General features: G+C 38.0%; 11 protein-coding genes. 10 read left to right on the top strand and 1 reads right to left on the bottom strand.

Annotated features, from left to right (window positions below; genetic code table 11):
• Positions 1-227 precede the first annotated feature (227 nt).
• The 8 genes from AC1RJ8_RS05980 (at position 228) to AC1RJ8_RS05945 (ending at position 17,092) form a co-directional block, all read left to right on the top strand.
• Positions 228-1,169, top strand: a complete 942-nt coding sequence (locus AC1RJ8_RS05980) for an ROK family protein (protein WP_492953179.1) — start codon at positions 228-230, stop codon at positions 1,167-1,169.
• Positions 1,170-1,674: 505 nt separating this feature from the next.
• Positions 1,675-2,397: a ferritin-like domain-containing protein gene (locus AC1RJ8_RS05975; RefSeq protein ID WP_492953180.1), complete on the top strand. Its 723-nt coding sequence runs from the start codon at positions 1,675-1,677 to the stop codon at positions 2,395-2,397.
• Between the two features lie 11 nt (positions 2,398-2,408).
• Entirely contained in the window at positions 2,409-3,329 is a 921-nt protein-coding gene (locus AC1RJ8_RS05970) for a ferritin-like domain-containing protein (RefSeq protein WP_492953181.1), read from the top strand.
• 34 nt (positions 3,330-3,363) lie between these two features.
• Positions 3,364-6,531 carry a SusC/RagA family TonB-linked outer membrane protein gene (locus tag AC1RJ8_RS05965; protein ID WP_492953182.1) on the top strand — a complete coding sequence of 1,056 codons (3,168 nt, stop codon included), beginning with the start codon at positions 3,364-3,366 and terminating at the stop codon, positions 6,529-6,531.
• Between the two features lie 31 nt (positions 6,532-6,562).
• Positions 6,563-8,437 carry a RagB/SusD family nutrient uptake outer membrane protein gene (locus AC1RJ8_RS05960; protein WP_492953183.1) on the top strand — a complete coding sequence of 625 codons (1,875 nt, stop codon included), beginning with the start codon at positions 6,563-6,565 and terminating at the stop codon, positions 8,435-8,437.
• Between the two features lie 33 nt (positions 8,438-8,470).
• Positions 8,471-9,838, top strand: a complete 1,368-nt coding sequence (locus tag AC1RJ8_RS05955) for a sulfatase family protein (protein ID WP_492953184.1) — start codon at positions 8,471-8,473, stop codon at positions 9,836-9,838.
• A 168-nt stretch (positions 9,839-10,006) separates the two neighbouring features.
• The gene (locus tag AC1RJ8_RS05950; RefSeq protein ID WP_492953185.1) at positions 10,007-12,691 is read left to right on the top strand and encodes a DUF4962 domain-containing protein; all 2,685 of its coding nucleotides are present in this window, start codon (positions 10,007-10,009) and stop codon (positions 12,689-12,691) included.
• Positions 12,692-12,982: 291 nt separating this feature from the next.
• Positions 12,983-17,092 carry a two-component regulator propeller domain-containing protein gene (locus tag AC1RJ8_RS05945; RefSeq protein ID WP_492953186.1) on the top strand — a complete coding sequence of 1,370 codons (4,110 nt, stop codon included), beginning with the start codon at positions 12,983-12,985 and terminating at the stop codon, positions 17,090-17,092.
• 203 nt (positions 17,093-17,295) lie between these two features.
• Here the strand turns inward: AC1RJ8_RS05945 and AC1RJ8_RS05940 are convergent, their stop codons facing one another.
• On the bottom strand, positions 17,296-19,482 hold the full coding sequence (locus tag AC1RJ8_RS05940) for an alpha-galactosidase (RefSeq protein ID WP_492953187.1): 2,187 nt from the start codon (positions 19,480-19,482) through the stop codon (positions 17,296-17,298).
• A gap of 342 nt (positions 19,483-19,824) precedes the next feature.
• On the opposite strand from AC1RJ8_RS05940, the gene AC1RJ8_RS05935 reads away from it, so the two are divergent.
• Both AC1RJ8_RS05935 and ppk1 read left to right on the top strand, forming a co-directional pair.
• Positions 19,825-21,057, top strand: a complete 1,233-nt coding sequence (locus AC1RJ8_RS05935; RefSeq protein ID WP_492953188.1) for a Pycsar system effector family protein — start codon at positions 19,825-19,827, stop codon at positions 21,055-21,057.
• On the top strand, positions 21,057-23,096 hold the full coding sequence (gene ppk1, locus AC1RJ8_RS05930; protein ID WP_492953189.1) for a polyphosphate kinase 1: 2,040 nt from the start codon (positions 21,057-21,059) through the stop codon (positions 23,094-23,096). The genes AC1RJ8_RS05935 and ppk1 overlap by 1 nt, the downstream gene beginning before the upstream one ends.
• Positions 23,097-23,144 lie beyond the last annotated feature (48 nt).

Here is a 23,144-nt window from a genome sequence, read left to right as displayed (position 1 = left end):
GTTTTGATTCTTTTAGGGCAAAAATGGATAGCCTTAGCAGTTTATTTCCTTTTTTAATCAATATTAAAAGGTTTTAAGCTGAAATCTAACGGGCAGAAGCTTATCGAATTCTATTTTTAGCCTATATTAGATTAGAATAATAAAATGATATTGAAAAAACATGTCCAAAGAAATGCAAATGAGATTTAAACTAGGTTCGGTATATGGTTACTTTAAATAATTTCAACATGGAACAATCGTATGCTATCGGAATTGATGTTGGTGGGTCTTCACTAAAATGTGGAGTAGTAAACCAAAATGGCGAAATTTTATATTCCATTATTGTATCACTAAAAAATGCAAAAACACAGGGCGCCATTATTGCACTTATTGTAGAAGCGATCAATACCTGTGCTAAAAAATTTAAAAACCCTATTCTGGGAGTAGGTATAGGTTTTCCTGGGATTATTTATAACAACAAGATTATTGCCGGTGCCGATAATTTACCCGGATTTAAACAACTGGCTTTAGGCGAAATCCTGCAAGAAGTAACGCGTTATAATATTGTAATGGATAACGATGCCAATTTAATGGGGTTAGGAGAGATGACTTATGGTGCGGCCAAAGATTGTAGCGATGTGGTTTTTCTTACTGTAGGCACGGGAATAGGCGGTGCTGTGATGATTGATAACAAGCTTTACGGAGGATTTAGAAATAGAGGTACAGAGTTAGGACATATTGTGGTACAGCACCGTGGGGTTGCCTGTGCCTGTGGAGGACGTGGTTGCTTAGAGGCTTACGCATCAGTAACGGCCCTGCTTAACCATTATCAGTCTATCCATCCTAATCCACCAGAAGAGATTGATGGTAAATATATGGTCGAAAAATACCTGGCTAGAGAAGAATATGCCGTTGAAGCTATGGAATCGCATTTCGATTATCTGGCTACAGGCATTATTAGTTTTATAAATGTATTTAGTCCGCAAAAAATTGTAATTGGCGGAGGCATAAGCGAATCTGGTGCCTTCTATGTTCGCGAGATAGAAAGAAGAATAAAAACTTTAGCAGTACCTATTGCACCTGGTAACGAATTGGTGGTTGCTGCTAAGTTGGGCAATAAAGCAGGTTTACTGGGCTGTGCAGCAAATGTTTTTCAAAAGTTTAAAGCTTTTGATTATGCAGTGAAATAGTTCGTCAGAAAAAGAATAGTACAAATCTAAATCTGCATTGTTTTTCGAGGATTAGCAGGAAACAAAATTATTGAATTTAAACAGAAAGGATATTCTAATTTTTTAGAATATCCTTTTTTTCTGTCGAATAATGTAGGATACCGCTTACAGGAAAATATAAATCGACCAAAATTTTTAAGCATTTATCTTGTTCGTTTTGCCTTTATTTTGCTCAAAACAACCTTATAAAAGGCCAAAATAAGCCGTTTAAGGCATGTTTAGCCAAATTTGATAGTATTTTAGCCAAATTTGAAACTCTTTTTATATCCCTAATGCTAAATTCGTTACAGTAAGATGAATGGGAATCGATCTGTGGAAAAGAATCCCCACCTATAATTTCCTAAAAAGCTTACAGACTAAGCAAACCTGAAAAGATTTAAAAATAACCGAATAAAATAAATGGGGATTAACCTACCCAAGTATTGATAAGAAGAGACTAACCGAACATTATAAATCAACTAACAAAATGACTAAAAATAATTCTGAAGCGATAGCTGAAAAAGATTCTTTTTCGATCAGCAACATGCAGCGAAGGCAGTTTTTGCAATTTGCAGGTGCCTCTACGGCTTTAACAATGGGATTGATCAGTTGTAAAAAAGAAAAAATACCTGCCACTACGCCTTATATTAATACGGATAATACCATAGATTTTAAAGACGACACTGGGCTGTTAAACTATATATATGCATTGGAGCAGATTGAAACTGCCTTTTATGTTAAAGCGACAGCAAGTTTACCAGCTAGTTTTACACCTACACAGATTTTGTTTTTTAACGATATTAAACTTCATGAAATTGCCCACTGCGAATTTTTTAAGAGATTTTTAGGGATTGCAGCGATTGGCGTGCTTGAAATGGATTTTTCGGGTATCGATTTTACCGATGCCACTGCTGTTTTAAATGCTGCCAAAACATTAGAAGATTTGGGCGTCGCTGCTTATAACGATGCAATTGTTAGATGTAAAAACGATTACAACCTGATTCTTTTAAGCCAGGTGGCTACAGTAGAGGCACGCCATGCGGCTTATGTGCGCAGTCAGGTAAGCGCACTGAGTTTTGCGGATCTTACGGAACTTGTTCCATTAGGTGCCGATGCCACTAATGCACTTGATGTTATGCTCGCACCAGGCAAAGTTTTAGAACAGGTTTCAAAATATATCAAAACCAAACTTAATATCATTAATCTTTAAACCGCACGAATATGAATATTTTAAATATCATTGAGGAAATGGAAAGTGTAAATGGAGCGGTTTACGAGCAATTGAGCCAAAGGCGCAGCGCATTGCAGCACTTATTAAATGTTGGCAAGAAAATTTCGTTAGCAGCAATACCTTTAACATTAAGTACAATGTTCCAAAAAGCATACAGCCAAACTACACCAAATACAGCAGCAATCGATTCGCTTAATCTGGTTTTGGCTTTAGGTTATATGCAGTTTCAATTTTATAATAATGCACTAACCGCTACCCCAACTTTAATACCGGTTGCCGATAAGCCCATTATTGCCACCTTACGCGATCAGGAGCAAGCACATATTAATGTATTAACCAAAGCCATTACCGATTTGGGTGGTACACCCAGGACCTTAATGCCCTATGCCAATTTCGACTATACTCGGGTTAATGCTAACGTAACCACCAACTACGGTACATTTTTAAGAACCGCTGTAGCGCTGGAAGATTTAAGCGAACGTGCTTATAAAGGCCAATTGATTACATTAATGGGGACTACAGTGTTGGCCACCATTGTACGCATACAAACAATAGAAGCCCGCCATTCGGCCCAATTGCGCCAGATGGTGAATAAATTACAGCTTGCAACACTGAAATACATGCGTCCATGGGTAAGTATCAGGAGAAACGATGCCGATGGTTCTAATGTTACTCCAATTACAGGGAACGATTCGATGATCGGGGTATTAAACCCTATTTATGATATTGATACGGGTTTGTTGAACAGAGAAACGAAAACTATCCAGGCAGGTATAGAATTAATTGGCATCGGAGGAAATATCAATTTAACCGCCGGACCAGCAGCGGAGTCTTTTGATGAATATCTTTTAACTGCAACAGTTAAAACAGCAGCCAACCTGTTTATTAAAACGGGATTTCAACTAACCTAATGACAACTTAATTCACCGATAAGGGAGAAATCATATGAAACGAATTATAATCTTATTATTGCTATTCAGCACCTGTAAAACGCTTTTTGCACAGGATATAATTACTGTATCAGGTTTAGTAAGAGACGAAACAAACCAGCCCATGCCTGGGGCAACAATTTATGAAAAAGGAACCAAAAATACTGTAGTATCCGGTACCAATGGCAGATACCAGATTAAGGTTAAAAGCGATGCCACCCTGGTATTTACCTTTTTGGGGACTAAAAGTGTAGAGATAAAGGTAAATAAGAGAACTACCATCGACGCAAAATTGCAGGACGATGCCAATAACCTGAACGAAGTTGTGGTTGTAGGCTATGGTCAAGAAGTAAAACGTGGCGATTTAACAGGTTCCATATCTTCAATTAGTGGTGCCGAGCTTGCAAAGGTACCTGTACAAAATGTTGCACAGGCCCTACAGGGGCGTATTGCAGGTATGCAGGTTACAATGGGCAGTGGCGATCCGGGCGAAGTACCATCGATTAAAATCAGGGGAGGTACCTCTATTACCCAAAGTAATGAACCATTATATGTAGTTGATGGAGTGCCACAAACCGAAGGACTGGCTTTCTTAGATCCAACCGATGTAGAATCTATCGATGTATTAAAAGATGCATCGGCAACAGCAATTTACGGCGCCCGTGGAGCTAACGGGGTGGTTTTGGTAACCACCAAAAAGATAAAAAACGGTAAAACCACTATAAATTATGATGGATATTTTGGTGCTAAATCTATCAGCCGTTTTCTGCCGGTACTAAATACCTACGATTATGTTAAGTATGTTTATGAAAACGCATTACCAAATGCTGGCAGGCAGGCAACTTTTTTAAACACTTATGGTCCGTTCGATTCTCTACAGGTTAAATATGGCGATAGGCCAGGGATTGATTGGCAAGATCGTGTTATGGGCGAAACAGCAATTAGCCAATACCATAAGATAGGTATTAACGGGGGTACAGGCGAAATGAGATACAATGTGTTTTATTCTAAGAACAAAAACGAGGGTATAGTACTAAACAGCGGTGCAGACAAGGATATTGCCAAATTAAGTGTAACTAATAACATTGGTAAAAAGGCAGTAGTTACCGGAATTGTTAATTATTCCAATCAGTTTATTTATGGCACAGGTGGTACACAAACCGGTGGGAATGCCCGTTTGAGTTTTTTACAAACGTTATTACAATACAGACCAATCACCAGTAAAAATGGAAATGATCTAGACCTGCTGAATGATGCGGTAGATGCATTGGATAACCAGGGTAGTCCTGCATTTCAAAGCCCGGTGCTTGCACTAAACACGCGTAAAGTAGAGCAATCGATAAAAAGTTTAAACGCAAGTGTAACCGTTAAATATAATTTTGCTAAAAACTTAAGCTACAATGGTTTGGTTAGCTTTACCAACCAGACCAACAAGATAAAAACTTTTATAGATGCCAATAATATCCAGGCCATACGTACCGGAGGGGCATTTGGTGGTATAAGTGATGCTTTAACCAAACGTTTAAATTATAACAACGTAATCACCTATGCTAATGTTTTTGCAAAAGACCATAAAATGGACGTATCGGTAGGGCAGGAATACATCTATAATTATGGTGAAAATTTTGCTGCCACCACCAACGGTGTTCCGGTTTTTAACAATGGTTTTGATAATTTAGGTGCAGGTACCATTGCTACATTCCCATCTTCATATACAGAAGATGATAAGTTGTTTTCTCTTTTTGCCAAGGCAAATTATTCTTATAAAGGAAAGTATTTTGTAAGTGGTTCTATCAGGAGAGATGGTTCTTCCAAATTTGGTAAAGAAAACGTTTTTGGGTATTTCCCTTCAGCAGCACTCTCGTGGAAAATTTCAGAAGAAGCTTTCATCAAAAACATTAAAGAGATTTCCGATTTAAAACTTCGCTTAAGTTATGGTAGTTCGGGTAATAACCGTATTGCCAATTATGCTGCGCTAGCTACATTTGTTACTGGTAATTATCCACTGATGAACCAGGTTTATTCTTCAGCGTACCGTACCAATCTTGAAAATCCTTTTTTAAAATGGGAAACAGTGGTACAACGCAATGTCGGCTTAGACATTGGCTTGTTTAAACAAAGGATTATGTTAACCGCCGAACTATATGATAACAGATCAAAAGATTTGCTTTATAATACCAGGATTCCTGCAAGTTCGGGCTTTAGCAATCAACTACAAAATGTAGGCGAAACCTCTAGCAAAGGGGTAGAGCTTACGCTAAGTACCATTAACATTAAAAACAGCAATTTTTTATGGAACACCAATTTCAATATTGCGTTTAACAGAACAAAAGTACTTAAGTTAAGCAGTGGCGAAAGTTCTTTGCTGGCTAGCAGTTATAATTCGGCATTTAACGATTATATACTACAGGTAGGACAGCCAGTAGGCATCATGTATGGTTACATTAGCGATGGTTTATATCAGGTTAGCGATTTTAACTATAACCCAACCAGCAATGCTTATACTTTAAAACCAGGAGTGGTTAATAATGGTAACGTAGCGCAACCCGGTTATGCCAAATACAAAGATATCAGCGGTCCTAGTGGTACACCAGATGGCCTGATCAATGATTTCGACCGAACGGCTATTGGCAATGCAAACCCTAAATTTACAGGTGGTATCAATAATACTTTTAGTTATAAAGGGGTTGATTTAAGTGTGTTTTTAGATTTCACTTATGGCAACGATATTTATAATGCCAATGTGCAAAATAACCTGGGTATTTCAGGCGATTTTAACAGTAACCTGGCTTTTCAGGCAAACAGGTGGACAAATGTGAATGCTACGGGGCAATTAACAACCAGTCCGGTAGAACTTGCTGCATTAAATCAGGGAAAAAATACCATTGCATCCATAGGTGGTACCACTACAGGCCGGTTAACACGTTTTGCAATCGAAGACGGGTCCTTTTTAAGGTTAAATAACATCAGCTTAGGTTATACCTTGCCGAAAAAATGGTTAAGTGCAGTAAAAATCAGCAATGCCCGTATTTATTTTACAGCATATAATCTACATGTATTTACCAAATACGCTGGCTACGATCCAGAAGTAAGTGTAATTAATAACCCTTTAACCCCAGGAGTCGATTTTAGTGCTTACCCAAGAGGGAAGTCTTTTATTGCTGGTTTAAATTTATCGTTATAAAAAAATCAATATGAAAGCTAAGTTTATATATATGAAAAACGCAACTTTTGTTGGCTTAATCATACTAGCAACACTTGTTTCTTGTAAAAAAACAGTCGAAACCGACCCTTACTCTTCATTTACGACCGATAACTTTTTCAAATCATTGCCAGAGGCTTATGCGGCAACCTTGGGTGTTTACGAAACACTAAAAAGCCCAAATACCTACGCCTGGTATGTTCCATTGGTTTATGATGCCGATACTGACGTAGAATTTTTAAGTGCAGGAACTACCACAAACGATTTTAGAGAGGTTTCACACTATTATTACCTGGCGGGCAATTCATATTTTTACAGTACGTGGACTACCTTATATAGTGGTATAGACCGGGCCAATTTAGTTATTGAGCGGATACCACAAATGACCCAATATACCAATGGTAATGCAGCAGAAAAAACCGATTTAAACCGTATGCTTGGCGAGGCTAAATTTCTCCGCGGATTTTTTTATTCAGAACTGGTACGCTTGTGGGGTGATGTGCCTTTTAAAACCAAAAGCTCAGCCCCCGGTGATGACCTGAGTTTGCCACTAACCGATAGATTTACGATTTACGAGCAGGTAATTAAAGATATGCAGGAGGCCATTGCGGTTTTGCCGGCAACCATTGCTACCAATGAAAGAATAAATAAGTTTGGCGCGAAGGCGATGTTGGCTCGTGTAGCCCTGTTTGCAGGTGGATATTCTTTAAGACCAGATGGAACGATGCAAAGGGCAACTGATTATACCAAATACTATCAGCTAGCGCAAACACAGGTAAACGATGTGCTAACTTCAGGTTTGTATAAACTGAATGATAGCTATAGCCAGGTTTTCAAAAACCAATCACAGCAAGTATTCGAACCAAAAGAAAGTTTGTTCGAAATGTCTTTTTATACACCTACAGTTACTAATACCAGTAATTCTAGCTGGGGTACTTTTAATGCCCCACCTACCAATGCGGGAGTTTTTGGCAGTACATTAAACCGCGTTTTTGTACCCTCTTCGTTTTATAGCAGCTTTGCAGACGGAGATTTAAGACGCGATTTTTCTATAGCAAGATATATTTTAGATGCTAACGGGAATAAATTACCATTGTTAACCAATAGAGACGATGAACGGTGGGGCCCGGGAAAATGGAGCAGGGAATATCAGAACAATTCGACATTGGAAAAAACATACACCAATATTAATTATGTAGCCATGCGCTATGCCGACGTGCTGTTGATGAAAGCCGAAATTGAAAATGAACTGAACAATGGGCCTACAGCTGAAGCTTACGATGCCATAAATACAGTAAGAAGAAGGGCTTACGGCACTAATACCGCTGGAAGCAGAATTAACATTACACTCGCCACTGGTGGAACAGGATACTCACTCAGTACCACTGCGCTAAGTAATACCACTATCACCATTAGCGGAGGCGGAGGTACAGATGCTTACGCAGTACCAACAGTAGTTGGGGATAAAGTTACTGCAATAACGGTGCTTAACCAGGGTGGTGGTTATACATCGGCACCAACCATTACCATTACCGATGTTAAAGGCAAAGGTACAGGAGCTACTGCTACTGCAACGCTTTTGCCAAAGAAAAACAACGTTGATGTTGATTTACCTACCGGATTGAGCAAAGATGCTTTTTTACAAAGAATACAGAATGAAAGGGCCTGGGAATTATGTTTTGAGGGAATGCGCCGTGCCGATTTAATCAGATGGAATTTATTGGGCGATAAAATTAAAGCCACGCAGGATGCTGTTAAAGCTATTCGTACACAGTATGCTTATGAAGCGGCTACAAATTTCAAAAAAGGGAAACACGAACTATATCCTTTTCCATCAAACGAAATGGATGTAAATAAAAAAATAACCAGACAAAACCCGGGATTTTGATTTATAATAACCTTATCAGAAATAATCCGAGAAATGAAATATAACATCCTTAGCCTGTTGTTTTTTTTAGCTGCAGTAGCCAACGCCCAAAGCACCAATAAACCCAATATCCTCATCATCATGACCGATCAGCAAACTGCTGATGCGATGAGTATTGCCGGTAATAAAGATCTGCATACCCCAGCTATGGATAAGCTGGCAAAAAACGGGGTTCGTTTTACTAAAGCTTACTGCGCACAGCCATTGTGCACACCCTCGCGCACTGCTATTTTTAGTGGTAAAATGCCTTTCGAAACGGGCTTTGTAGGTAATGCCGCCGAAAAAGACGGTCAATGGCCTGATAGCTTGCTGATGATGGGCAAAATCTTACAAAATGGAGGTTATAAAACAGGTTATGTAGGCAAGTGGCATTTGCCTGTGCCTACAACCAAAGTAAGTCAACACGGCTTTGAATATATAGAGAATACCAATTTTTTAGATTATAATGATGGTGCTACCCCTTCTTACTGCGCCCGTTTTATTAAAGAAAATAAAGACAAGCCATTTTTGTTAGTGGCCTCTTTTTTAAATCCACACGATATTTGCGAATGGGCAAGGGGTGAAGCTTTAAAAATGGATGTGCTGGAAGATGTTCCCCCTGTTGATCAATGTCCACAATTACCAGCCAACTGGAAAATTCCAGCTAATGAACCTGAAATTGTTCGAGAGCAGCAAAAAACGGTCGGCTTACGTACCTACCCCTCAGTAAACTATACGCCAGAGAAATGGCGCCAATACCGATGGGCCTATAACCGATTGGTAGAAAAAGTAGATAAGTACATCGAAATGGTAATGGCATCACTCAAAAAATATGATGTAGAGAAAAATACCATCATCATTTTCACGGCCGACCATGGCGATGGTTATGCCGGCCACAGCTGGAACCAAAAGCAGATTTTGTACGAAGAATCGGCTAAAATACCTTTCATTATAGCGAAAATGGATGGTTCTATAAAAAGCCGAACAGACGATATGCTGGTGTGTAACGGTACCGATATAATTCCTACCATTTGTGGCTTAACCAGTGTGCAAAAACCCGGTTATTTAAAAGGTATTGATCTTGGTAAACAATTAACAAAGCCCTCGAATAATTTACGGGACACCTTGGTAATTGAAACTGATTTTGCCGATAACGAAGAACTTTTGGGCATTAGCGGCAGGGCGGTAATTACTAAAGATTTTAAATACATTGTTTATAATAAAGGAGAAATTAAAGAACAATTGTTCGATTTAACCAAAGACCCTGGAGAAATAACCAATTTGGCAGTTAATACCCAATACAAAAAGAAACTGATGAACATGCGTACCTATCTAAAAAAATGGTGCAAAACAAACGGTGATAAATTTACTGCAGGCTTGTAGATTTGATAGTAAACTGTTTGCAGCAGGCGGTTAGTCTGCGTGAGGGATAGCAGCGGAAAGCCCAGAGCGAGGAAGAATGACGAAGCGAGGACTTGTAGCGAATAGCCTGACCCGCATGGACACGCCCAAATAAAAAAGAATGCAATATTAAACTCAGCACCACAACTGATGAAAAAAATAATTATCCTAATCTTATCATTACTCTCACGAAATATTTTAGCTCAGCAACATTCAGCTATTATAAAACTAAGCGCTGAGAAGTTACACGCCCGTGTTCGCGAGTGGCCTTATCCGGCAAACGGAATTACCGTTCCTACTAATGCACCCGCTTTATTGTGGCCGAGCACCAATGGTAAAAATATGGTTACCCCAATGGAGAGTGGGAGCGAAGTGCCCGAAGATCCAGGCATTGGCAATGTGCGCTATAAAGTGATGTTAGCCACCGATAAAGATTTTAAAAATAATATAATTGTCAGTGCCGAACAGCGTTGGGCAGTTTATCCTTTACATCAGGCATTAAAACCTGGTAAATGGTTCTGGAAATATGGTTATGCTTTAAAAGGAAATAATAGATGGAACTGGTCGCCAGTTTATAATTTTGTGGTTGATGCCAAATATGCCAATCAGGAGGTATCGCCACCAATAAGCGAGGTTTTAAAGCGTAACGAAGGCCAGCATCCCTTACTGTGGGGCATGCATCGCATTGGCGAAGATTTTTATAAAAATAACCTCCAAAACCCTGAGGCCAAAAAATTTATCGTTTTTGCCACAAAGCTGATGAATGTACCCCTGCCTGCCGAAAAACCGATGCGGGTAATTGATACCACTGGTAAAAGTCCTTTGGAGAAAAAAATATTGGTAGAGCGTATGTATCACGGTTTTGGCGATTTGGTAGGCAAGCCGATCAGTAATCTGTGTATCGCTTATCAACTAAGTAAAGACAAACGTTTTATTCTGGATGCCAAACGCAGGGCTTTGAACATCATCAATATGGACCCCAGTGCCCCAGCCACGGGTAGCGATTTTAACAACGGAGTAGTGTTAGAGTCGTTGGGCTGGTTTTACGATGCTGGTTATGATTTTTTATCGCCACAAGAAAAAGAAATGTTCAAAAAGGCGATTACCATACGTGCTAAACTGGTGTACGATCGTCTGCCCAATCGTTTCGAACTTCATGTCAGCGATAACCACGTATGGCAAATTACCATGGCCAATCTTGCCATTGCTACCGTAGCGGTAATAAACGATGTACCCGAAGCCAAAGAATGGTTAACTTATCTGTACGAAGTTTGGACGGCAAGGTTCCCAGTTTTAGGCACTACTGATGGTGGCTGGCATGAGGCCAATGGCTATTTTATGGTAAACTTCAGGGCTATTATTTATCTGTCGCAAATGTTTGGCGATTTTAGCGGCGTAAATTATTTTAACCTGCCATGGATGCAAAACCTGCCGTATTATATGCTGTACACAAATCCGGTGGGTGCTGGTAATACGGCCACCGGCGATATGTGGGAGAAATACCCAACCGGTGGCAGGGGACAGGCCTGGTTTACCGATGCGCTAACTTTCAGGATGGATAACCCTTATTTAAACTGGTACGTTGATGAAGCTAAAAAACGCAACCCCAAATATTTTACCAGTACTGACGAATATCTTTTATATCGATTGCTGAATTATAAGCCTGATCGGAAATTACAAGCAACTTCGCCAGCAAATTTGCCCAAAACCCGCAAATTTGCTGATGTGGGTGTGGTGGCGATGTACCAGGATTTGGCAAATCCCGATAAAAGTTTAAGCAGTTTCTTGTTGAGCAATCCATTTGGTTCTTCGGGCCACGGCCACGCCTCTCAAAATGCCTTCACCATTAATTATAAAGGCAAAATTATTTTCGGCGGTGCCGGATATTACAGCAATTTCAGTGATAAACATAACTTGCTTAACTACCGTTCAACAAAATCTTATAATACCATTCTGGCCGATAGCCTGAACCAAAAACTGGGTGAAGAAGGTTATGGCTGGATACCCCGTGCCATTTCTGGCAATCATATTCAGTACGCTTTGGGCGATGCCAGCAATGCCTATGGCGATATTAAAAGCGAATTTTGGTTAAACCGGTTTGAGCAAATCAACCTAAAACCTAATAAGGCCAATGGCTACGGCGAAAGTGGGGTGACCCTGTACCGCAGGCACATGTTGCAGTTAGATGGTGGTTATATTTTGCTTTATGATGAACTGGAAGCTAATAAGCCTGTAAAATGGACAACGCAGTTCCACACACCATATGATGTTATCAAAGCGGATAAAAGCGATAATGCGAACCGCCAAAACTTTACCGTAACAAACAACGTGGGTAACGTAACGGCCAGTATATTTGCAAATAGTGCCTTAAAAATAGATGTACATGATAAATTTTACGAACAGCCAATAAATTGGAACAAACTAACTGACGCTGATGGAAAACTCATCGAATACACTAACCAATGGCATGCAGGCATCACTTCTTTACCAGCCCAAAAATTCAGGTACTTAACCATTATACAAATTAAAGACGGTAAACCGGAAATAATTAAAACCATTTCATCTGTCAATGGCCTGAGTCGTTTAAAAGTTGGCAACTGGGATATACAGGCACAACTGGATGGAAATAAAGCAGCAGCCCTGCAGGTTTTTGATCAACAATTAGCGTCCTTGTTTAATTACGGAAACCTGCCTGTTGTGTATCACAATAAAGCATATCGTAATCAAATTAAGAACAGCAGTTTATTATTGGAAATGGAGGGTGCTAAAATGAACAAACAAGAAGTAGTGGATGAACTGCCGGATGTGGTTAAGTTCGATCCCGAATTAAAATAACAGCTCAACATTAACAGCTAGGTCAACCAGGATATTACCTGATGTAGCTGTTTATTTTAACTAAACTTTGTGTGTTTTTTTGCCAGAGCGTTTTAACTAAGAAATGTAACGGTTTTAGCTGTGTTTTGGGTTTTATTTCTGCTGATTTTTAATTGATTATAGCTGGCGTTACGTTTATGTTGCACATGCATTAAAACTTGTTTTTTGCCAGTTTAACCTTTTCGTTACTAAACTTTTGTTAAGAAATTATTAACTTGAAGGGCTTAATCCAATCCAGATAAAAGACGAGGTATGATATTGCGGAAAGATATTTTAGAAAACAAGAAGTTCACTAAACAATTAGCGCTGTTGAGTAAGTTATTTTTCATCGTGATTTTTGCTTTTTGCATTTTCTATGAAGCTGGTGCGCAGATAAACAGTCGGCATTTTAGAAATATTTCTGTAGAAAAGGGTTTATCACAAAGTACTGTTTTTGCCATTAAACAAGATACGCTAGGTTTCGTATGGATAGGAACACAAGACGGGCTTAACCGTTACGACAGTAAAGGCTTTAAGGTTTACCGGCCAATAAAATCAGATCCTAAAAGCATACAGTCTTATTATACTCGTACGCTTTTTATAGATCATACAGGTACTTTGTGGATAGGTGGCAACCAAGGGGTAAGCCGCTATAATTATGCTACCGATAGTTTTATCAATTATAAACTGCCCCGTAGTTTGGGCGAATGGTATGTTTCCTCTATTACTGAAGATCCACAGCATAATATTTGGGCTACTTCTGTTGTTGGAGGTATTTTTAAACTGGCTATGGGCGAATCGCAGTTTAAACAGGTTAATTACGATTCTTTTAATACAGGCATTAAAAGAGTTGTTTATGTTGGAAGCTGGAAACAAAACATTCTAATCGGTACCGAAGTTGGCCTTTTTAAAATGACGGGTTCGAAAAATAAACTGGTAAAAATTGATTTGGGAACCGATAAACCCGCTATTAACGATGTGTATATCGATGGAGATGTTTTTTGGGTAGCTACCGAAGGTAAAGGACTTATTCAATATAATTTCGAAACTGAAAAGAAAAATATTTTCCTTCATTCGCCAGGCACTAAAAGTATAGCCGATAACAATATCAGGTGCGTAGGGAAAGATACGGATGGTAATTTATGGTTGGGTACTTTTCGAGGTTTGTCTATTTTCGATCCCAATACCAATACTTTCGAAAATTATTTTCACCAAATTTCTCAACCTTATACCATCAGCCAAAATTCGGTGCGCTGTTTTTTTAAAGACAAACAAAATGGCATTTGGTTGGGTACCTATTACGGTGGTATTAACTATTACCATAAAAACGATATCAAATTTAACCTGCTGAGCCAGAATACAGGTAGGCTATCGTTAAATGATGAAGTAGTAAGTGCCATTAAGGAAGATTCGAAAGGTAATTTTTGGATCGGAACGAATGATAAAGGCTTAAATTATTGGAACAGGGCCACCAATAGCATTAGCTATTTTTCCAATAACGAGAACAATGCCAATAGCTTAAGCGCAAACAACATTAAAGCCATTGCTTTTGATAATGATCAGAATCTTTTGGTTGGGATGCACAATGGTGGATTAAATATCTTAAATCCGAATACCGGTAACGTAAAGCGGTACCGCCATAGCGAAAGCGATCCGAATAGTCTAGCGGGCGATCTGGTTTATAGTATATTGAAAGATTATAAAAACAGGATCTGGATCGGAACACGCTCTGGCTTAGATCAGTTTAATCCTCAAAGTCAGACTTTTACACATGTTCATTTAGACAAGGCAGGGAAAAGGCCCAGTTCAGATGACATAACCTACCTTTTTGAGGATAGTAAACATCGGATATGGATTGGTACAACCAATGGCGTTACCCTGTTTTATCCAGATAACATGTTATTTGGTAATGATCTCAATAATCAGCTGCGCGATGATGTAATTAGTTGTATTGCAGAAGATAAAAATGGGCGGATATGGATTGGTTCGAGGGAAGGACTAATTTTATATGATGAGAACCAGCAATCGTTTGTAACTTATAAAAACCGGAAAGACTTTATAAAAGGAACCATTTATGGTTTGCAACCCGATAATGAAGGCAATATTTGGGTTTCTACCAACAGGGGGCTCATCCGTTACAATCCTGAAACGAAAACTTCGCAAGCTTTTGATGAAACTGATGGATTACAGAACAACCAGTTTAATGATTATGCTTTTTGCAAAGCCAGCGATGGCATGTTATTATTCGGAGGAATTAAAGGGCTTTCTTATTTCTACCCATCTAATATTAAACAACAACCCTTACCTTTGAAATTAACTTTTACAGGCCTCGAGGTATTTAATAACAGTGTAACCAGTGGCGATGAAACCAAAATACTCGAGAACCATATCGATCAAAGCAGCCAACTCGAATTTGCGGCAGAGTATAAACAATTTACCATCCATTTCAATACCTTCAATTATATTTCTGCAAATAGAACCAAATACCTGTACAAGTTAGATGGTTTTGATAAAGACTGGCAACATACCGAAGATTTAAAAATAACCTATAATAACCTCAGGGCAGGCAGTTATACTTTTTTAATTAAAGCGGTAGGACCAAATGGCGAAACCAGTGCGGTAAGAACCTTAAAAATTATAATATTGCCACCATGGTATAACGCTACCTGGTTTTATTTGTTAATGTTTGTTGCCTTTGTAGTTGGTGGTTATATTGCATATAGAATTATTGCCGAAAGAATTAAGGCCTTACATCAGCTTAAGCTAGAACGGGTTGATAAAGAAAAAGTACGCTATATCAATCAGGTTAAAATGGATTTCTTTACCAATGTGTCACACGAGTTAAGAACGCCGCTTACGCTTATCCTGGCTCCATTAGAAGAGTTGATTAAAAAGCCTTCAGAAGATAAATTGATTAACAAACGGCACGAAATGATGTTGATTAACGCGAAACGTTTATACAACCTTGTTGATCAATTATTTGAATTTAGAAAAACGGAAACAGGTATAAGAAAGCTAAAAGTTAGCAAAAGTGATATCGTAAGTTTTATCCATGAGGTTTACGAATCGTTTAAACCACTATCTGATAAAAACCAGATACAATATACCTACCATTCAAGCGAAGCAAAATTATCTTTCTATTTTGATAATGATGCCATGGAGAAAATATTGTTCAACCTCTTATCAAATGCATTTAAATATACCAGTATACATAATAAGATCAGTGTCGAATTATCCACGCTGAACAATTTCGCCATTATCACCGTAACCGATACGGGGGTGGGTATTTCAGAAGATGATATCGCAAAGGTTTTTGATCGCTTTTATCAGGTTAATAATCAGGAAATGAATTTAGGCTCGGGTGTCGGCTTAGCCTTTACCAAAAGACTGATAGAACTTCATCACGGATCAATTAAAGCAGAAAGTGAACTTGGAAAAGGCAGTAAATTTACAGTTTCCATCCCAATGGCAGATGCTGTTTACAAAGAGGATCTACAGACCGAAAGTATGCGTTATGAGCTTTCGATAGTGCCTGAAGAGGAGGCGATAGCCGAAAATAACCTGATGTATACCGAGCAATCTTTGATAATTGAATCCAATTTAAATGACGGGCAAAGAAGTAAACTGCTCTTGGTTGATGATAACAAAGAAATTTTAGATTACCTGCAAGATTATTTTAAAGAAACTTATGAAGTTACGATTGCTTTTGATGGTAAAATGGCATTGGATATTTTAGAAAAAGAGCAATTTGATTTGGTTGTAAGCGATGTGATGATGCCCGAACTAGACGGTTTGCATTTTTGTAAAAGGCTGAAACAAAATATTAATACTTCCCATATTCCAGTGATCCTGTTAACCGCTAAAACAGAAGTAAATCAGCAGATTAAGGGTTTAGAAATGGGGGCCGACGATTACATTACCAAACCATTTTCTATAGATATGCTTGGCGCTAAAATAGCCAGTTTGTTAAAATCGCGTAAACGATTAAAAGAATATTACGGCGGAAGTAATGAAATCGTTCCTCAAAATCTAGCATTTAATACATTAGATGAAGAATTCTTGAAAGAAGCGATAGCGATTGTAGAAAAGTACCTTTCGGATTCTGATTTTTCAGTGGATAAATTCAGTCGGGAAATTGGCATGAGCAGATCAAATCTTTATCTAAAATTTAAGGCAATTACTGGAGAATCAGCAACCGATTTTATTAAAAGGATCAGGTTTAGTAAGGCTGTTGAACTAATGCAGAGCAAACGATATACCATTGCACAGATTACCTATATGTGTGGATTCAATTCTCCTTCTTATTTTTCTACTGCATTTAAACAGTACTATGGTTGTATGCCTAGTGAATACTTAGCCAAGGAAGATAAAATGGAGCGCTAGTTGATATAATATCCATAATGGCAAAAAAAAAAGGCGATTGTTCTTTTTTTGTTTTTAAATGATAAGGCAGCTTCACGAATAAAAACAATGCTGCAAACGCTAAAGACGTATTTTTTTTCATAAAAATGTATTATGGGGCTATATAAAAAAAGGGAGGCGAAAAGCCACCCTTAACATGAGAAGGTTATGTTTTTTTAAATAGTTTATACCGCCTGTACCTTTAAAACCACGCTGGTTCTGTAAGCATTGGCTTCTGGATTAAAGCCTACCTTCATTAAAAAGTCGCCAGAGTAAATTTTAGAACTGTCAATTGGCGATTTAGCACCAGGGTAAAGGTTAATTTCTTCTATTTTATACTTTTTGGCGGGGTCTAATCCTTTTAGTTTAATCGGTAATATCACACCATTGGTGAAAAGGGTTGCCACATGATAGTTAAAAACAATAGCCTGGTCTTTTGCTTCGCTTACGTAAGCAATTGAAGCTATTTTATTTTCGTAAGGATCCTGTAAACGGTATTGCTGGCCATGCCAGATAATATCTTTAAAGCTATTATAGGTTTTAACGGCATTCTGACTAAAAAGCAAATCATTTTTACTTAACTCATTTACACGTACATCATAACCGAGTTTTCCCATCATGGCCACATCTGTTTTAAATTTAATAGGCTGTTTACCCATATCGGTAATGTGGTTATCTACAGCAATAGAAGGGAAATAATACGAATATTCCCACTGAATAAAGATGCGGTCGTAGGGATTCGTATTATCGCTAGGCCAAAATTCGGTGAAATGTTGTAGCGCAGCATAGTCTACCCTCGAACCGCCTCCGGCACACAGCATCATTGGTGTTTTAGGATATTTTTTTCTAATCCTATCCAATACGATATTCAGTCCCCTGATATATTCAAGATAAAAATGATCCTGGTTTTTTAAGGTAGGAGAGTTGGCGTTGTATATTAAGGAGTTACAATCCCATTTAATGAAGGCTATTTCTGGCACTTCCTTAAAAAGATCATCTACTGTTTTATATATAAAATCCTGAACCTTAGGGTTGGTTAAATCCAACACCAACTGGTTGCGCATGTAATATTCTTTTCTTTCAGGCTGTCTGATAATCCAATCGGGATGATTCTCATAAAGTTCGCTTTTAGGGTTAACCATTTCGGGTTCTATCCAGATACCAAATTTTACACCACTTGCTGTGGCTTCTTTACCCAAAGTACTGATGCCATTTTTTAATTTTTGCTTGTTATACTGCCAATCTCCGAGGCCGGAAGTAGATCCATTGCGTGGGTATTTATTTCCAAACCAGCCATCATCCAATAAAAAAACATCAACCCCTAACTTTTTGGTATCCTTTGTTAATTCATTTAATTTTTCATCATTAAAATCGAAATAAGTGGTTTCCCAGTTGTTTAAGATGGTAGATCTTTGGCCTTTTCCGTCTAATATTTGATAATTTCTGGCCCAATCATGCAAATTTCTGCTGGCTAAACCTTTTCCTGCCGATGAATAAGTATAAATAAAGCGCGGGGTAACGAAATTTTCGCCAGCCTTTAAAGTATAGTTCGACGAAAAATTATTAATCCCGGCAGTTACGCGGAGGTAATATTCGTCGAAAGTTTCAAAATCTAATTTAAAGTTTCCTGTCCATGCTAACGATCCGGCAATTACTTCGCCCATATCCTCGGTGGCAGGCTGGTCTATCGAAACCATAAAAGAAGAAGAATGAAGCAGGTTTGTTCTGGTTCCTAATTTAGAATCGATTGTTTTTATGCCATGTAGCAATTGCTGTTCTTCCGATCGCATTTCGCGTGTGGCACCACTATACTGGTTTTTAAGGAAGAATTTTTTTCCACTCAGGGTAAGATTTGCCGAAGCATATTTGTTTAATACTACTGTGCCTTTTTCTTTATGTTCAATTTCGGTCCATTGCTCAATTACATTTTCATTAAAATAGGCCAGGTATTTTAAGGTAACCTGAAAATTGTATTTTAAATCTTTGAGGATTACGCTGGTTAATTTTCTGTTCTGATCCAGCTGTTCGGTTTTTACATCCGAAAATGTTAAAACGGTAGATTTGTTTCCATCAGCATGGGTTACAGTTAAGGCAGGTTCTAATAAATTAAGCGAACCAGAAGCAATATAAGCTTCACGTTTATTTAAAAGGTCATCAGAGCCGGGTTTGTATTTATCTAATGCTTGTATGCTTGGGTATTCGCTCGCATTGTCTAGTTTTTTGCCAAGGTAGGTCGATAATAAGGTGTTATCACGATCTGTTTCCAAGATCAGTACATTACTTTTTGTAGTAATTTCTATCGTTTTCTGTGCAAAGCTGTTTAGACCTACTGCCATTGAGAGTAAAAAAAAAAGTGTGTTTTTTCTTTTCATTATTTATTTGGGTAAAGTTTAGATGGTATTATCAACCATAAGCTAATATTGCAAATTAGATTTTTCTGAAGCTAATAAATGTGCCATTTATACCAGATTATTATCTTTTTTTAACAAAAATTAATGCGACTGCATGATATTATAGTGCTAAAACTCTCGCATTTTTAAATCTAATTGTAAAATAAACTGGGCATTATTATTGTTAAGGGGAGATCAGCGTTGTTTTTAAAAAATTAGCGTAATTTTATAATCATAAAAAAATATTACAGTTTTCATCTTTAAACATTTTCAAGAAATGCATTTCCTTCGTTATAATAAATTATCGCAACCCCTAATACGCTCATGAACTATAAAAAATTGCAGGAAGATGTAGAAAAGCACGTTGGCGATTACTTCCATACCCATAACGATCCTCGCCTGGTTTATCATAACCTCGAACATACGCAAGAAGTGGTAAATGCTGCGCAGCAAATCGCCAATCATTACCAGCTTAATGAACAGGATTTTTTCTCCGTAACTGTTGCGGCTTATTTTCACGATACAGGATATTTTGAAGATGCACTAAACCACGAAGCAAAAGGAGCAGAACTGGCTGATGATTTTTTAGCGAAACATCAGGTCAATCAAGAAATCCGTGACCATGTTAAAAGTGCAATACTGGCGACTAAAATTCCACAGAAGCCTAAAAATGAAATCGATAAAATCCTTTGCGATGCGGATCTGTTCCATTTGGGGTTGCCCGATTTTCGTGCAAAAGGGAAATTGATGCACAAGGAAAATGAATTGATCTATAAAAAAGATATCAGTAAGCTTGATTGGCGTAAAAGAGATATCCAGTTTATGGAATCGCATCATTACCATACCGATTATGCCAATCTGTTGTTGAGCGATCAAAAACAGAAAAATATCAGCAAACTGAAAAGTAAATTAACAGCGCAGGAAGAAATTAGTACCGAATTGGCAGAACCTGTAAATTTTGCCCCTGTTATTGAGAAAGATAAAGATAAAGATAAAGATAAAAAGAAAAAAGGTAAAGACGATCGGCCTGATAAAGGTATCGAAACCATGTTTAGGATTACCTCTGCCAATAACCAAAGGTTGAGCGACATGGCCGATAACAAGGCCCATATTCTGATCACCGTAAATTCGATCATGCTTTCCTTGATCGTGAGTTTGTTGCTAAGGCGATTGGAAGACCATGGCAACCTGATTATACCCACATTTATTTTATTGGTAGTGAGTTTAACCTGTGTGGTGGTTTCCATTTTATCAACCCGCCCATCTATCCCCAAGGGAGAGTTTACGCAGGAAGATATGGATAAGAAAAAAGTAAACTTATTGTTTTTTGGTAACTTTTATAAAATGAGTTTGCCCAGTTATACCGATGGAATGATTAAGGTGATGAACGATAAAGACTTTTTATATGGGACCTTAATCACCGATGTATACTCGCAAGGCGTAGTTTTGGGCAGAAAATATAAACTGATCCGCCTGGCTTATAATATTTTCATGTTTGGTTTAATTGCTGCAGTATTTGCCTTTGTAATTGCTTACGCAGCTTACGGTAAACTTTAATGGAACAGATTGTAGAAACCTCTTTTTTTAATAGAGATTTAAGCTGGTTAAAATTTAACGAGCGTATTTTAATGGAAGCCGAGCGAAATACTGTTCCACTTTTAGAACGCATTAAGTTTTTGTCGATATTCTCTTCCAACCTCGACGAGTTTTATCGTGTAAGGATGCCAGTGTTACTCGCTTTAGAGAAATTGAGCAATAAGGAAAATACCGATATCCGGATTGATGATAATTTGCTCAATACGGCAAATCAGCTTATTTCAGAACAGCAACAGCGTTACGGGAAAGTACTTAAATCAGATCTTATTCCCTTACTTAAAGAGAATAAGATAAACTTAATTTACGGACAGCCATTCCCTGCAGAAATTCAGAAAAATATAACCCGATATTTTTTGAGTCAGGTAATGGCCTTTTTGCAGCCGGTTTACATAAATGCTGATACCAATTTTTTTCCCTCAAATAATGAACTGTACTTTCTGATTACGTTAAAAAAGAAAGAAGATGCAGAAGTTGTTATTTTAAATATTCCTTCCAACCAGTTAGCCCGTTTTTATAAAGTAGAATCAGGTGATGAAACCTTCATTGTTTTTCTGGATGATATCGTTCGTTTTCATTTAGACCGTATTTTTCCTGAAGCCGAAGTTACCGGATGTTATAGTTTCAAAATTACCAGAGATGCCGAAATTGACCTGAAAGATGAATATTCGGGCAGTTTATCCGAACAATTAGAGAAGCAGTTGCTCAAACGCGATTCTGGTTTAGCTACACGTTTTCTCCATCAACCAGGCATACCGGCAAACGTTTTCGAACTGCTCAAAAAGCTTTTCAACCTTAAAAAGGCGAATAGGATGGAAGGCGGACAGTACCATAACCTGAAAGATTTCATGGGCTTCCCTGTAAATTCGCCAAAATTATCCAACCAAAACTGGCCAAAAATCTGCAATACCGACCTCATAGATGGATCATTAACTGAGGCCATTTATAAAAACGATATTATCGTACATACGCCTTACCAGAGTTACGATAGTGTATTGCGTTTTTTTAACGAAGCAGCTATTGATGCTGATGTTCGGGAAATCTATGTTACGCTTTATCGTGTAGCCAGCGATTCGAAAATTGTTAATGCTTTAATCAGCGCTGCAAAAAATGGCAAAAAAGTTACCGTTTTGGTAGAGCTTAAAGCCCGTTTTGATGAGGCCAACAACATCAAATGGGCCAAGAAAATGAAAGAGGTAGGCGTTGATATTATTTATAGCGTAACTGCTTTAAAAGTTCATGCCAAAGTAGCCCTGGTAAAACGCCAGGTAGGCGATAGAATGCGTTATTCTGGTTTGTTTTCTACCGGAAACTTTAACGAAAGTACAGCCGCTTTTTATACCGATCATATTTTAATGACGGCTAATAAAGAAATGCTGCGTGAAGTGGAGCTGCTTTTTATTTTTCTGGCCAAAAGGGTTAAGCCTACCTCGTCCGATCTGATTAAATTCAACCATTTATTGGTAGCACAGTTTAATTTACAGCAAGTTTTTCTTGATTTGATAGATCGCGAAATTGAACATGCCAAACAAGGTAAACCATCGGGTATTACCATTAAAATGAATAATCTTGAAGAAAAAGTATTGATCGATAAACTTTACGAGGCATCATCGGCAGGTGTAAAGATCGAACTGATTGTCCGGAGCATTTGCCGCTTAATTCCTGGCATAACAGGGATGAGCGAAAATATTAAGGTTACCCGTATTGTAGACCGTTATTTAGAACATGGGCGTGTTTTTATTTTTCATAATTTAGGTAAAAACGATGTATACCTAGGCTCTGCCGATTGGATGAACCGGAATATTTATCGAAGAATTGAAGTTTGCTTCCCGATTTATAACGAGCAGGTTAAGCAAGAGATGATAGATATTATCGAAATTCAAAAACAAGATAACGTTCAGGCCGTTTGTATAGATGAAAACATGGATAACATTCCTGTTAAAAGCAGCGGTACTCCTGTAGAGTCTCAACACGATATTTATCAATTATTAAAAAATAAATAACCCGTGGTCTGTGTCCTCACAGACCACATGATTTTACTTATTGATGGT

This window comes from Pedobacter sp. GW822-FHT03F06, assembly GCF_058801365.1.
The sequence above is the reverse complement of the archived record's forward strand: the minus strand, read 5'-3'. Positions and strand labels throughout refer to the sequence as shown.